We start from the raw sequence: 14,020 nt of genomic DNA, 5'->3' as shown, positions 1-14,020 counted from the left end.
TGAATTGTTCTGTCAGTGGAACGATCAATCGCATTTTAGCCCTCTAATCGTTTATTGGGGTCACCTGTAGGATCAACCTCAATTGATCGCCCAGTGGCGATCCTCACTTGGAGATCCCGCATGAAACTGTTGCATATCGATTCCAGCATCCTCGGCGACAACTCGGCTTCCCGTGCACTGAGCGCAGGTGTGGTGAAGGCCTGGCAAGCCGCCGAGCCGGGCTTAGAGGTGACTTACCGTGATCTGGCGAGCGAAGGCATCAGCCACTTTTCCGGGCTGACCCTGGGGGCTCTGGGCACCGCCGCTGAATTGCGTGATGCCGTGCAGAAGCACGAAGCCGACTTGAGCGCACAGACCCTGGCCGAATTCCAGGCTGCCGACGCAATCGTATTGGCGGCGCCGATGTACAACTTCACCATTCCAACCCAATTGAAGGCCTGGATCGACCGTATTGCCGTCGCCGGCCAGACCTTCCGTTACACTGAAAACGGCCCTGAAGGCCTGTGTGGCGGCAAAAAGGTCATCATCGTTTCCACCTCCGGCGGCCTGCATGTCGGCCAGCCTACCGGCGTGGCTCATGAGGACTACCTGAAAGTGCTGCTGGGCTTCCTTGGCATCACCGATATCGAGATCGTACGGGCTCACGGCCTGGGCTACGGCGAAGAAGTGCGCACCAAAGCCCTGAGCGACGCCAACGCGGTGATCAACGAACAATTGTTCGCCGCCGCGTAAGGCTTGTGTAAATTTCGCCTCTTCCCGGTATCAATCTGAAACCGGGCGCCTAAACTCTGTATTCTGATCGCCTGAAAACGACCGGAATACGGAGTTTTTTCGTTTGCCCGCTGTCTTTACTTTGGCCCAGGTTATGCACACATGGGTTTATCACCCGGTGCGAGTGCCTTGAACCATGGACTTTTCAACTAGACATGCGGCGGATGTTGAACGTGGCTGCGCAGCAAAGGTGGACATCCCCATGATGCGTCTTTGTGCTGTTTTGGTTCTTTCCCTGCTCGGCGGCCTGATTTCAGTGCACGCCGCCCCTGCGCCGCACCCGCATTGGAGCGTTGGCTTTCACCGGATGAGTTTTCTTGATCCGCTGGATTTGCAGCCGATGAAAGCCATTGCGTTCTACCCGTCCACCGACGACGCACACTCCACGCAACTGGGCCCGTACAACGTCGCGGCCACCGAAGACGCCAAGGTCGCCATCGGGCGTTTCCCGATGCTGATGCTGTCCCACGGCAACACCGGCACACCGCTGGCGCTGCACGACCTGGCCACTTCGCTCGCGCGTAAAGGCTTTGTGGTCGTGGCCGTGCTGCACCCCGGCGACAACTACAAGGACCACAGCCGCCTCGGCACGGTGAGCAACTTGTATGGCCGGCCGATCCAGATTTCCGAAGCGATCACCGCCACCTTGGGCGACCCGATGCTGTCGCCCTTCGTCAACGTGGATCAGGTGGGCGTGATCGGTTATTCGGCCGGGGGTGAAACCGCACTGATCCTGGCAGGCGCCAAGCCTGATTTCGATCGCCTGCGCCGTTATTGCCAGGAGCGGCCGGAAGACCGTGATGCCTGCACTACCAAGGGCGAGTTGGTGGTCGACCGTGATGACCTGCAACCCCAGGCCGACCCACGTATACACGCATTGATGTTAATGGCCCCGCTGAGCCTGATGTTCGGTCGCCACACCCTGGCCGACGTGCACGTACCGGTGCTGCTCTACAGCGGCGATGGCGACAAGCTGGTGGCCGTGGACAAGAACGCGGCTGCCCTGGCACGCAAGCTGCCAGAGCCACCGGACTTCAAATTGCTGGCCGGGGCAGGGCACTTCGTGTTCATGGCGCCCTGTGACAGCGACCAACTGGCGGCCATGCCGGCGGTCTGCACGGATGCCGACGGCGTCGACCGCGAGGGCATCCACCGCGACCTGATTTCAGAGGCGGGACGTTTCTTCGTCCACACCCTAGGCCAATCGACCCGCGCCGGCCTGCAGACGGCCGATCAATAGGCGCGGCGTTTGAGCATCACGGTCAGGGTCAACGCTGCGACCGACAGCAGTGCGGCGCAGAAGAAGATCCAGCCGTAGCCGAGGTTCAGCGCCACGGCGCCCATCACCGGCCCGGCAATCGCCAGGGCCAGGTCAAAAAATACCGCGTAAGCACTCAAGCCCGCGCCTCGGCTGCTGTTGGGCACCTGTTTGATGGCTTCCACGCCCAGCGCCGGGTACACCAGCGATAAACCAAAACCGGTCAGCCCGGCGCCGATCAGCGCAACGCCGGTGGAAGGCGCCAGCCACAGCAACGTCAGGCCCAGGGTTTCGATGGTCATGCAGGCAATCGCCGCGCGGAACCCGCCGAAACGGCTGATCGCCGAGATAAACACCAGCCGCGAGAGGATAAAGCACAGGCCAAACACCGTAAGGCAGTACGCCGCACCGGCCCAGCCGCGGTTCAGGTAATACAGGGTGATAAAGGTGGTCAACGTGCCGTAGCCGATGGACGCAAGGCACAGGCTGGCGCCAAACGGCGCGATGCGCCCGAACACCGCCCAAAACGGCAAACGCTCGCCACGCACCACCGGTACCGAGGGTTTATTGCGGATCAGCAGCAACCCCAACGCTGCCAGCACCGACAGCGTAATGCCGAGGCTGGTGTAGCCGTATTGCGCGACCATCACCACACCCAGCGGCGCACCGATAGCAATGGCACCGTAAGACGCGATGCCATTCCAGGAAATTGAACGCGCCGTGTGCTCTGCGCCCACCGCGCCCATGCACCAACTGATGGTGCCCACGCCGATCAACCCTTGTGCCACACCGAGCAATAACCGACCGACGATCAGAATGCTCAGGCTCAAGGTCGGTGCGCTTTGCACCAGGGTGGCGAAAAACGTCAACACACCGCTGACCAGGATGCCCGACAGCCCCAGCACAATAGCGCGCTTGGTGCCTACGTTATCCGACATGCGCCCGGCCATGGGGCGGCTGAGCAGGGTGGCCAGGTATTGCGAGCCGATGGTCACTCCGGCCACCACGGCGCTGAAGCCCAGTTGCTCGTGGACATAACCCGGGATCACAGCAATCGGCAGGCCGATGCAGATAAACGCGATGAAGGTGTAGAAGACAATGGAGACGATCTGCAGGGTGATCGACATTGAGCTGGGGGTGGCGGCAGGCATGGAGACTCGTTCGCGGGCGGGCGGTGAGCGCATGATCGCAAGGGCGTGGGGGAAAGGAAAGCAGGCTAACTACTTTGCGCGATTAACAGGGCTGTCCTGGAGCGCCGGGTTGTGGTGGTGAGCAGGCCGGATGTGGTTGTGGTGAGCGGGCTTGCCCCGCTCACCACAACCACAGCAGTGGCGTTATTTAGAACACCACGCCTTGGCTGCGCAGGTAGTCATCGTAGGTGCCGCTGAAGTCGATCACGCCGGTGGCGCTCAACTCGATGATGCGGGTAGCCAGGGACGATACGAACTCACGGTCGTGGCTGACGAAGATCAGCGTGCCCGGATAGTTCTCCAGCGCCAGGTTCAGCGCTTCGATGGATTCCATGTCCAAGTGGTTGGTCGGTTCGTCCATGATCAGCACGTTCGGCTTTTGCAGGATCAGCTTGCCGAACAGCATGCGGCCTTGCTCACCACCGGAAATCACCTTCACCGACTTCTGGATCTCGTCGTTGGAGAACAGCATGCGCCCCAGGGTGCCTCGGATCATTTGCTCGCCCTGGGTCCACTGGCCCATCCAGTCGAACAGGGTGACGTCGTCTTCGAAATCATGCGCATGGTCCTGGGCGTAGTAGCCCAGTTCGGCGGCGTCGGTCCACTTGATGCTGCCGGCGTCCGGGGTCAGTTCGTTGACCAGTGTGCGCAGCAGGGTGGTCTTGCCGATACCGTTCGGTCCAATGATCGCTACACGCTCGCCGGCTTCAACCTGGAAGCTGAAGTCCTTGAACAGCGGCTTGCCGTCGAAACCCTTGGCCATTTTTTCGACCATGACGGCCTGGCGGTGCAGCTTCTTGTTCTGGTCGAAACGGATGAACGGGCTCACACGGCTCGAAGGCTTGACCTCGGCCAGCTGGATCTTGTCGATTGCCTTGGCACGGGAAGTCGCCTGCTTGGCTTTCGAGGCGTTGGCCGAGAAGCGGCTGACGAAGGATTGCAGCTCGGAGATCTGTGCCTTCTTCTTGGCGTTGTCCGACAGCAGTTGCTCGCGGGACTGGGTCGCCACGGTCATGTACTCGTCGTAGTTGCCCGGGAACAGGCGCAGCTCGCCGTAGTCCAGGTCAGCCATGTGGGTGCACACGCTGTTCAGGAAGTGACGGTCGTGAGAGATGATGATCATCAGGCTGGAGCGCTGGGTCAGGATGTTTTCCAGCCAGCGGATGGTGTTGATGTCCAGGTGGTTGGTCGGTTCGTCGAGCAACAGCACTTCAGGGTCGGAGAACAGCGCCTGCGCGAGCAATACACGCAGTTTCCAGCCCGGCGACACTTCGCTCATCGGGCCGAAGTGTTGCTCGATGCCAATACCCAGGCCCAGCAACAGCTCGCCGGCACGGGATTCGGCGGTGTAGCCGTCCATTTCGGCGAACTCGGTTTCCAGCTCGGCCACGGCCATGCCGTCTTCTTCGCTCATTTCCGGCAGCGAATAGATGCGGTCACGCTCGGCCTTGACCCGCCACAGTTCCTCGTGGCCCATGATCACGGTGTCGAGTACGGTGAATTCTTCGTAGGCGAACTGGTCCTGGCGCAGTTTACCCAGGCGAACATTCGGCTCCAGCATGACCTGGCCACCGGACGGGTCGAGGTCGCCGCCGAGGATTTTCATGAAGGTCGACTTGCCGCAACCGTTGGCACCGATCAAACCATAACGGTTGCCTGCGCCGAACTTGACCGAGACGTTCTCGAAGAGCGGCTTGGCGCCGAACTGCATGGTGATGTTAGCTGTGGAGATCAATTACTTTACCTATCAATGGGTTGCGAGCGTGGCGGCAGGAGCCTTCAGGCATGCGTCAACAGCGACATCAAGGCGCGAAACCCGGTCGCTGAGCAGAAAATTTTGGATGTGTGTTGGAATTTGGCGCGCATTGTCGCATATGTCAGGCGACAGTTGTATGGCAGGTGAAAGATGCTTTCTCCAGCGTCTCGGGCATCGCCAGCCAGAGCAAGGCCAGGGCCACGCCCGCTACGCCCGCCAGGGTCAGGAACGCCGCGTTGTAGCCGGCCTGTTGCACCACAAACCCGGCCAGGCTGCTACTGAGTGCCGCACCCAGGCCGAAGACCGTGGACAGCGCGCCCAGGCTGACGTTGAAACGCCCGGTTCCCTGGGTCAGGTCCTTGACGATCACCGGAAACAGCGCGCCGAAAATCCCCGCGCCGATGCCATCGAGCATTTGTACAGCCACAAGCCAATAGGGGTCGCTGGACAAGGTATAAAGCACACCGCGCAAAGGCAGAATCAGAAAACCCGCCAGCAATAAAGGCTTTCGCCCCCAGATATCCGCCTTCAACCCTACCAGCCAAGCCATCGGCACCATCACCAACTGCGCAGCAACGATGCACGCCGAGGTCAAGGGCGTGGCCATTTGCAGGTTGATCTGTGCCAGTTTCTGACTGACCAGCGGCAGCATCGCGGCATTCGCCAGGTGAAACAGCGCGCAGCAAATGGCGAACAACAGCAGCGGCCGGTTGGCCAGCAAGACTTTCATGCCGGACGGTTGATCGTGATCGCCGCGGTGCGCCGGGTCAAAACCCCGTGCGACTTCGTGGTCGATCGCCGCTGCCGATACACAACTGACCGCCACAATGCTGGCCACCGCCATAAAAGCCATCAGGTAAAACACCACCACCGGCCCGAAGAGATACGCTAGCCCCCCGGCCAACAGCGCTGCCACAGCATTGCCGGCGTGATTGAAGGTTTCATTGCGCCCGGTTCTTCGGGTGAACGCGCGCGGGCCGGTGATGCCCAGCGAGATCGCCGAAATCGCCGGAGCGAACACCGATGCGGCAACGGCGCTGGCCGCCTGAGTCAGCGCAACCCACGTAAAGGAACTGACAAAGGGCAGCAGCAGGCAACTGGCGGTCACCAGCACAGCCGCCGTCGCAATCACCGCGCGCTTGCGCCGGGTCCGATCGATCAATGCGCCCGCCGGGCCTTGGGTGACCAGGGCCGCGATGCCGGCCAGGGTCATGACTACGCCGATACTGGCGGGGTCCCATTGATGCACAGCGAGCAGGTAGATCGCCAGATACGGTCCGAGGCCGTCACGTACATCTGCCAGGAAAAAATTCAGGCTGTCCAGGGACAAGGTGGTACGCAGGTCGGAGTGAGAGGCCACGGCGAGATCTTCAAGAATGGAGTTCAAGGACTGAACACTCAATGGCCTAGTGACCTGTAGGCTTGGAGTTAAGTTTCGCCGCGCAGAGGGTTTTATCTGACGGCCAATTGGCATATTTTCCGAGGCTCACGGAATTGATTCTCTGGAGCCGCAATGGATATGCCCTCAGCCCGACAGGCAATTGCCAGCAACAAGGACGCCTGGGACGCATCAGCCCGGCTGCACAAAGACACGGCCACCTGGAAAACGCTGTTTGAGTCGGTAGGCGACGCGGGTTTTTCCTGCCTCGACCCGACGATCACCGCGCTGTTGCAAGGTGTCGGCGTTGCCGGGAAGGATGTCGTGCAACTGTGTTGTAACAATGGCCGGGAAAGCCTGTCTTTGTTTGGCCTGGGCGCCCGCTCCGTGGTGGGCGTCGATCAGTCCGGCGCTTTTTTGCAGCAAGCGCGGGAGTTGGCTGACGTTTCACCCCACAGCCCTGAATTTATTGAAGCCGACATCCATCAGTTGCCCGAGCGTTTGCTCAGTCGGTTTGATGTCGCCCTCGTGACGATTGGTGTACTGAACTGGATGCCTGATGTCGCACTGTTTATGCGGCATGCCGCCAGTACGCTGAAGCCCGGGGGCACGCTGGTGATCTACGAGACTCATCCGTTCCTGGAAATGTTCGACCCCAAGGCTGCAAACCCGCTGCTGCCCGCCAGTTCCTACTTTCAACGCGACCCTTTCGTATTGCAGGAATCTATCGTTTACGAAGGGCGGGCGGACACGGCTGGCCCCACCTCCTATTGGTATGTGCATACCTTGGGCAGTGTGGTGACCGCAACGATTGTCGCGGGCTTGCAGGTTACCCACCTGCAGGAATACCCGCATTCCAATCGTGAGGAGCTCTACGACCAGTACGAGCACCAATCGGCACAACTGCCGCTGTGCTTCACCCTGACGGCCACCCAGCGCAAGGCGTGAAGGGTTTTGGCGGCGCAAAAAAAAGCCCGCGAGGAGAGGCGGGCAAGTGATTCACTGGAGTAGGTAGGGCAGACGCTACAGACCTGAAAGTGAAGGCTATGTGAAAACGCTGTCGCAAGTTCGGAGCGGGCGTCTGTCAGGCCCTGCGCACAAATGTGCGCATGGTCTGCCCTGGCCCCGTATTGAACGCGCTTGGCCTGGGCATGCCCTCGTCCGCTGCAATAAACACAAACTCATCCCCTTCAAGGCGATAACTCGCGGGCAGCAACTTGCCGGCGTCATCGCCCGTGGCATCTACCCAGGTGATGCTTTTGGGGGTGGTGGTGCTGTCCAGAAAAAATCGGCCTGCCAGCAATACATCGCCCTCGACGGTTGTTACCTCAAAGCGGTCCCGGCGGATAGTGGTCAGAGCACCCGGCGCGGTATGCGCGTCAGCGGGGTTGAGCACGCCATTATCTTCAAGGGAAGTCTGCTCCCAAATGCCCTGCAGGTTCTGATAGTCCGGATCTGAAACCAAGTGCATGCCAACCTCCTTTTTGCTGAAGAAGGAAGTTTGGATCCAAAATAATGTTTTGCCAATTGTATTGAGTGGTTTCCACAGTGGGTTTGGCTCGGCATCGAGCGTGGGTTTTTACTTTATCCGACGGCTATTTAATAAACTTTTGACTACTCTTGTGCCAGTATTCGACCTATAAGTCATTGTCAGTAGCGATACCTGCAGAAATGAAATAGAAACAATCTCAATAGGCTGCCGGACTTTTCCCGCGCTCGGATGGTCAGATGGCCATTGGTGAGCCGGACTCAGGGCGTTGTCCCTGTCATTCAGGTCCGATGGGTGATGGCTATTTAGTATTAACTTCTAGGTGTTTTAATTTTGAACCAATCCGCTCCGCATACTGTTTCTGCAGCGTCCGATGAAATCGACTTGTTTGAATTGTTTCACTCCGTTTGGAGACAAAAAAGAATCGTAGTGGGCTGTACGATATTTGCGGGGATTCTCGGAACGGGTTATGCCTTCCTGGCGCCGAAGGTCTATGAGGTCAGCAGTGTTGTGCGCCCGGCCGCCATCAACGAACTGGATGCGCTGAACCGATCCGAGGTCTACAAGTTGCCGCCTGCTGACGCATTGTCGAAAGTGGGGGCGCAACTGGATTCCTATGAGGCGCGACTGGGCTTTTTCAAATCCCATGAACAACTGTTCAAGGCCTTCCAGAAACCGGGCCAGACCCTTGAGCAGAGTTTTGAGGCGTTCAACCGTAATTCCGTCAGCCTGACGTTGCCTGATCCCAAGAAGTCCGACTCGCTGAGCAATTATATTCGCCTGGAACTGCAATACCCCGAGGACGTTGATGGCGTGACCATCCTCAACGGGTTTGTCGATTACGCGATTGCTGCCGAACGTGATCAGGTGGGCGCGGACCTTAAAGTGATTGTCAATAACCGTTTGAACGAGCTTAAGGGGAAGATTGACGCGGCCCGTTCCAACTACGAAACCGAAAAAGAGTCGAAGATCGCCAAACTGCTGGAAGCGGACAGGCTCAAGCGAGCTCAGTTGCAGGATGAGCTGGGCGCCCTGCGTTTGCAGATGAAGATTGAGCGTACCGATCGCCTGGCAGAACTTGCCGAAGCCATTTCCATTGCCAAGTCCATGGGCATCAAGACGCCGACAACACCCTCATCCATGGCGGACGCCACTCGCGGTGGATCCAGTCAAGTCATGCGTACCGAGGTCAATAATCAGAAAATCCCCCTGTATTTCCTGGGGACCGAGGCTCTGGAAGCTGAGCGCACCGCTTTGCAACAGCGTACCAATGATGACTTCACCAACCCTCGAATTGCCCAGATCGGCAAAGAACTCCAGATGCTGGAAACCAACCGTGAGGTTGAAGTATTGCGCAAGCGCGGCAATGAAGACATTTTCCTGCAGGACGTAGAGCCGTTGCGCGCAGAAGTCGCAAGGTTGCACGCGCTGAATATCGATATGAGCAACCTCAAGTTGGTGACGGTTGATCGTCGCGCCCAAGAGCCGCTGAGCCCTGTCAAACCGAAGAAAATATTCGTTATTGCGCTCAGCCTGATGGCTGGCCTGTTTCTGGGGCTGCTGATTGCACTGGTTCGTTACTTTGTGTTGAAGCCGCGTGCTGCCATCGCGTTCTCGTCGTTGGAGCACAGCTCTTTCGGCCGGCGAGAGCGCAAGGATGACATGCCGCTGCAGTAGCGAAGGGCAGGGGGAGCGCATGTGTTGAATGCCGCCCCCTCCAGGCTGCCAATCCCTTCGGTGGACAGCTTTTCACAATTCTTAGTTAACCTTTAGTTACAAACTGTGGCTAAATAACTGCCAATGACCCTGGGCCGGTTTGTTTCCGAACCGCCCGGGCGCCAATGTGTAACTGTGATTTCAGGTGCTGCTTATAAATCCTCGGCCGTTGTGGGCATGCAGGAGCAGCCTGTTCTCTACTGACTTGTGACGAATCCCTTGAAACTCATCATTGTTGCTCTCTACGTTGCCTCCATTGCGTATGTACACCTGCGTGGTCGGGTGCGACACAAGCTGGGCCGCCAGCTTAGCGATCACTCGACGTTCCTGGCGCCGATCAACTGTTTTCTTTACCTGTTCTCCCGGCAGCCTAGCCGGCCGTTTTTGTCGCCCGGCGATTTTCCAGACCTGAGCCCCTTGCAGGAGCATTGGGAGGAAATCCGCCAGGAAGGCCAGAACCTGATGCGGGCAGGGGAGATCAAGCGTTCGGACCAATACAACGACGTGGGTTTCAACTCTTTCTTCAAGTCGGGCTGGAAGCGCTTTTACCTCAAGTGGTACGGCGACAGCCACCCTTCGGCGATGAAGCTGTGCCCGCGCACCACTGAGTTGGTGCAGAGCATTGGCTCGATCAAGGCGGCGATGTTCGCCGAGTTGCCACCGGGCTCCAAGCTGGTGCGCCACCGCGATCCGTACGCCGGTTCCTATCGTTACCACTTGGGCCTGGATACTCCCAACGATCCTGGCTGCTATATCAACGTGGACGGCGAAAGCTATTACTGGCGTGACGGTGAGCCGGTGATGTTTGACGAGACCTACATCCACTACGCAGAAAACACCACGCAGCAGAACCGCATCATTCTGTTCTGCGATATCGAACGGCCGATGAAGTATCGCTGGGCGGCGGCGTTCAACCGCTGGTTCAGCCGCAACGTGATGGCCGCAGCAGGTTCACCCAATGATGATGGCGACAAGACCGGTGGCCTGAACCGTGCCTTTACCCGCCTGTACAAGATTCGTCTGCGCGGCAAAGAGCTGAAAAAGCGCAATCGTGCGCGTTACTACCTGGAAAAGTGGGCGATTTTTGCGGGTCTGGCGCTGATTTTTATCCTGATCTGACGCCAATCCCTGGCGCGAATCACTCCGGTGGTTTCGCGCCCAGCCGGTCCCACATTTTTTTGCTGATCTTCTGCCTGTTGGCATATCCGGCCCACGGGTCGGCCTTCAAAGCCTGCAAGCGCTGCTGCAGGTTGGCAACCGTCCACTGTTGGGCGTCACGCAATCCACTCAATTCCTCGCGACTGACCGGCACCGACACCGGCAAGCCTGGGCGTGCCCGCACCGAATACGCCGCCACTGTGCTCGCGCCACGCGCGTTGCGCAGGTAGTCGACGAAAATCTTGCCCACACGGTTTTTCGGGCCTGAGGTGGCCGTAAAGCGTTCGGGCAGTTGTTCACTCATAAACTGCGCGATGGCTTTGGCGAAGGCTTTCACCGTCTCCCAGCCATCGCGGCGTGCCAATGGAACGACGATGTGCAGGCCCTTGCCGCCGCTGGTTTTGACGAACGCATCCAGGCCCAGTTCATCAAGCACTGACAAGGTCAGTTGCGCGGCCTCCAGCATGGTTTTCCAGGGCAGCGCGGGGTCCGGGTCGAGGTCGAGCACGAACAGGTCGGGCGTTTCGATCTTGTCCGAGGTCGCGCCCCAAGTGTGCAATTCCACCGTACCCATTTGCACGGCGCCGACCAGCGCGGCTGTTGTGTCTATTTCCATCAACCGTGCGTGCCCGGGGTCCAGCGCCTGTTCCAGCTGTTTGATGTGGGGGATCGCCAGTCGCTCGGAATGCTTCTGGAAGAATTGCTCCCCCTCAATACCTTCCGGTGCGCGCAGCAGGGCCACCGGGCGATGGCGCAGAAACGGCAGGATCCACTCGCTGATACCCGCATAGAACGCAGCCAGTTGCTGTTTTTGCGTACCGCTCTGCGGGTCGATAACACGATCAGGGTGGGTGATGTTCACACTACTGTTGGTTTTCGCGGGCTTGAGCGACTTGGCCGTGCGCGGTTGTTCATGAATGATCTGCGATATCGGCTTGTCGGTGCGTAACGCGATAAACGACGCCTGGCGCACCACACCCTCGCGGGTCCATTCGGCAAAATGCGCTTCGCCGACCAGGCGCGGCTCGACCCAGTGCACCTCCCGAGCCTGGCCACGGGTCAGCGGTTTTTCCAGGGGTGAGGTTTTGCGCGCCAGCGGCTGCAGCCGGGCATGGAGGGTTTCAAGCGAGGTCTGATCAAACCCGGTGCCCACGCGCCCGGCATACACAAGCCCGGTATCGTCATTCACCGCGAGCAACAAGGCGCCAAATCCGCTGCGTGAGCCCTTGGGGCGTGTGTAGCCGACGATGACGAATTCCTGGCGCAAACGGCACTTGAGCTTGATCCAGTCGGCGTTGCGGGTGGAGGCATAAGGGCTGCCCACACGTTTGCCAATCACGCCTTCGAGGGCCAGGTCGCAGGCGCTTTCAACGATGTCGCGCGGGTTGGCGACGAAGGCTTCGGAAAACCGCAGCAGTCTGCTCCGACTGCCGGACAGTGCCGATTTAAGCGCCGCGCGGCGCTCTTGCACGGGGGCTTTGCGCTGGTCTTGCCCGTCGAGGAAGGGCGCATCAAACAGGTAGTACACGATGTCCAGGCTGCGTCCGATATCGAATGCATTTTGCAGCGCCTGAAAGTCCGGCAAACCGTCACCGTTCAGGCTGACCACTTCGCCGTCCAGCCAACTGTCCTTGAGCTTGAGCGCTTGCAGGGCCTTGACCTGACGCGGCAGGCGCTCGGTCCAGTCATGGCCGTTGCGCGTGAACAGGCGCACTTCACCGGCTTTGATGCGCGCGAGCATGCGATAGCCGTCAAACTTGATCTCGTATTGCCAATCACCGTCCGGTGCCTGGTCGACCAGCGTCGCCAGTTGTGGCGTGAGCTGCTCGGGGAGGGGCGTGAAGGCTTTGCCCGGTTTTGCACGCGCCTTGGGTTTGCCGACAGTTGCGTCGCTTAACACGCTTTTCGGCTCTGCCGTGACGATGTCGTAGTCGGCAGCAGGCCGGGCTTGCTGATCTTTTTCCTTGATCAGCAGCCATTGCTCCTTGTCGCCGCTGCCCTTGAGGCGCGTGCGGACCAACGCCCAGTCGCCAGAGAGTTTTTCGCCAATCAGGGTGAACTTGAGTTTGCCGGCAGCGTACGCCTTGTGCGGCTCCTCATGAGGCTGCCACACGCCACGGTCCCACACGATCACGTCACCGGCGCCATATTGGCCGGGCGCGATAGTGCCTTCGAAATTGCCATAGCTCAAAGGGTGGTCCTCGACGTGCACCGCCAGGCGTTTCTGGGCCGGGTCCAGGCTGGGGCCTTTGGGCACCGCCCAGCTTTTGAGGACGCCGTCCAGTTCCAGGCGAAAGTCATAGTGCAGGTTGCGTGCGTCGTGTTTCTGGATCACAAACGTCAAGGCCGAAGCCTTGCGCCTGGCGCCGGGTGCTTTGCCCGCAGGTTCTGCGGTGATCTTGAAATCGCGTTTTCGGTTGTATTCGCTCAAGGGCTTGGGCATGGAGGTTTCCCCGGCTCAGGAGGCCTTGGTGGATTTCTTCGCGGCAGGTTTTCTGGCGGGCTTGCCGGCCAGGCTGCGCTTGAGCAGCTCCGTCAGGTCGATCACGTCCGCCGATTTGCGCGTTTCGCTGCCCTGGTTGGTTTCCACGTCCTTAATCTTGCCGGCCTTGGCTTTCTTCTTCACCAGCGCCATGATTTTTTCCTGGAAACTGTCGCGGTAATCCTCGGGCTGCCAGTCGGCACTCATGTCATCGACGAGCCGCTTGGCCATTTCCAATTCCCCCTTGGCCAGGGAAGGCTTGATGACGTCGGCACCCAACTCCAGCTCTTCCAGGCTGCGCACCTCGGCGGGCCAGCGCAGCATCACCAGTACCAGGGCGGACTCCAGTGGCATCAGCGCCGCGAGGTGCTGCTTGGTGTGCAGCACCACATTGGCCAGGGCGACCTTGCGGGTTTTTTTCAAAGTTTCGCGCAGCAGGGCGTAGACCTTGCCGCCGCGTCTGTCCGGGGCGAGGAAGTAGGGCGTGTCGATGTTTTGCAGGGGGATCTGCTCGCTGTCGACAAATGCGATGATTTCGATGGTCTGGGTCGACTTGGGGTGCGCCGAGCGGATTTCCTCTTCGCTGAGCACCACGTAACGGCCTTTCTCAAAAGCCACACCCTTGACGATATTGTCTTTGGTGACTTCCTTGCCGGTCTTTTTGTTGACCCGTTTGTAGCCCACCGGGTCCATGCTGCGCTTGTCCAGCCAGTCAAAATCGACGCCTTGGGACGATGTCGCCGACACCAGTGAAACCGGGATATGGACCAAACCGAAGCTGATCGCGCCTTTCCAGATTGCCCGTGGCATAGGTTCGTTTCC

11 protein-coding genes are annotated in these 14,020 nt (G+C 59.3%); 5 read left to right on the top strand and 6 right to left on the bottom strand.

The genetic code is table 11. The annotated features are described in order from the left end of the window. The first annotated feature begins 120 nt into the window (after positions 1-120). Together AB4P94_RS22725 and AB4P94_RS22720 are read left to right on the top strand one after the other, a co-directional pair. Complete coding sequence (locus tag AB4P94_RS22725; RefSeq protein ID WP_395607566.1) at positions 121-732, top strand: FMN-dependent NADH-azoreductase; 612 nt, start codon at positions 121-123, stop codon at positions 730-732. Between the two features lie 241 nt (positions 733-973). Further along, on the top strand, positions 974-2,011 hold the full coding sequence (locus AB4P94_RS22720) for an alpha/beta hydrolase family protein (RefSeq protein ID WP_395607565.1): 1,038 nt from the start codon (positions 974-976) through the stop codon (positions 2,009-2,011). Here the strand turns inward: AB4P94_RS22720 and AB4P94_RS22715 are convergent. The 3 genes from AB4P94_RS22715 to AB4P94_RS22705 all read right to left on the bottom strand — a co-directional run bounded on the left by AB4P94_RS22715 (position 2,005) and on the right by AB4P94_RS22705 (position 6,335). Further along, entirely contained in the window at positions 2,005-3,180 is a 1,176-nt protein-coding gene (locus tag AB4P94_RS22715) for an MFS transporter (protein ID WP_395607564.1), read from the bottom strand. The two genes, AB4P94_RS22720 and AB4P94_RS22715, sit on opposite strands and share 7 nt — an antisense overlap. A 187-nt stretch (positions 3,181-3,367) precedes the next feature. Further along, positions 3,368-4,954 (bottom strand): ABC-F family ATPase, encoded by a 1,587-nt coding sequence (locus tag AB4P94_RS22710; RefSeq protein WP_395607563.1) that lies wholly within the window; start codon positions 4,952-4,954, stop codon positions 3,368-3,370. 142 nt (positions 4,955-5,096) lie between these two features. Continuing rightward, a complete protein-coding gene (locus tag AB4P94_RS22705; RefSeq protein WP_395611376.1) occupies positions 5,097-6,335 on the bottom strand; it encodes an MFS transporter in 1,239 nt (412 codons plus the stop codon). Positions 6,336-6,488: 153 nt separating this feature from the next. On the opposite strand from AB4P94_RS22705, the gene AB4P94_RS22700 reads away from it, so the two are divergent. After that, on the top strand, positions 6,489-7,301 hold the full coding sequence (locus AB4P94_RS22700) for a class I SAM-dependent methyltransferase (RefSeq protein WP_395607562.1): 813 nt from the start codon (positions 6,489-6,491) through the stop codon (positions 7,299-7,301). 136 nt (positions 7,302-7,437) lie between these two features. Here AB4P94_RS22700 and AB4P94_RS22695 read toward each other — a convergent pair whose 3' ends face one another. Then, positions 7,438-7,824 (bottom strand): TIGR03067 domain-containing protein, encoded by a 387-nt coding sequence (locus AB4P94_RS22695; protein ID WP_395607561.1) that lies wholly within the window; start codon positions 7,822-7,824, stop codon positions 7,438-7,440. Between the two features lie 411 nt (positions 7,825-8,235). On the opposite strand from AB4P94_RS22695, the gene AB4P94_RS22690 reads away from it, so the two are divergent. Next, on the top strand, positions 8,236-9,519 hold the full coding sequence (locus AB4P94_RS22690; protein WP_395611375.1) for a GNVR domain-containing protein: 1,284 nt from the start codon (positions 8,236-8,238) through the stop codon (positions 9,517-9,519). Positions 9,520-9,777: 258 nt separating this feature from the next. Next, positions 9,778-10,677 (top strand): lipid A hydroxylase LpxO, encoded by a 900-nt coding sequence (gene lpxO, locus AB4P94_RS22685; protein ID WP_395607560.1) that lies wholly within the window; start codon positions 9,778-9,780, stop codon positions 10,675-10,677. A gap of 19 nt (positions 10,678-10,696) precedes the next feature. Here the strand turns inward: lpxO and ligD are convergent, their stop codons facing one another. Both ligD and AB4P94_RS22675 read right to left on the bottom strand, forming a co-directional pair. Then, entirely contained in the window at positions 10,697-13,159 is a 2,463-nt protein-coding gene (gene ligD, locus AB4P94_RS22680) for a DNA ligase D (RefSeq protein ID WP_395607559.1), read from the bottom strand. Between the two features lie 15 nt (positions 13,160-13,174). Then, on the bottom strand, positions 13,175-14,008 hold the full coding sequence (locus tag AB4P94_RS22675) for a Ku protein (RefSeq protein ID WP_395607558.1): 834 nt from the start codon (positions 14,006-14,008) through the stop codon (positions 13,175-13,177). Positions 14,009-14,020: the final 12 nt, after the last annotated feature.

The organism is Pseudomonas sp. B22129 (assembly GCF_044218875.1).
In the GTDB taxonomy this organism is placed as follows: domain Bacteria; phylum Pseudomonadota; class Gammaproteobacteria; order Pseudomonadales; family Pseudomonadaceae; genus Aquipseudomonas.
The sequence above is the reverse complement of the archived record's forward strand: the minus strand, read 5'-3'. Positions and strand labels throughout refer to the sequence as shown.

What these genes read in the sequence shown, in the direction of transcription:
- ligD (WP_395607559.1), bottom strand. Translation starts at nt 13,159, where the DNA reads ATGCCCAAGCCCTTGAGCGAATACAACCGAAAACGCGATTTCAAGATC.
- AB4P94_RS22700 (WP_395607562.1), top strand. Translation starts at nt 6,489, where the DNA reads ATGGATATGCCCTCAGCCCGACAGGCAATTGCCAGCAACAAGGACGCC.
- AB4P94_RS22695 (WP_395607561.1), bottom strand. Translation starts at nt 7,824, where the DNA reads ATGCACTTGGTTTCAGATCCGGACTATCAGAACCTGCAGGGCATTTGG.
- AB4P94_RS22720 (WP_395607565.1), top strand. Translation starts at nt 974, where the DNA reads ATGATGCGTCTTTGTGCTGTTTTGGTTCTTTCCCTGCTCGGCGGCCTG.
- AB4P94_RS22715 (WP_395607564.1), bottom strand. Translation starts at nt 3,180, where the DNA reads ATGCCTGCCGCCACCCCCAGCTCAATGTCGATCACCCTGCAGATCGTC.
- AB4P94_RS22725 (WP_395607566.1), top strand. Translation starts at nt 121, where the DNA reads ATGAAACTGTTGCATATCGATTCCAGCATCCTCGGCGACAACTCGGCT.
- AB4P94_RS22675 (WP_395607558.1), bottom strand. Translation starts at nt 14,008, where the DNA reads ATGCCACGGGCAATCTGGAAAGGCGCGATCAGCTTCGGTTTGGTCCAT.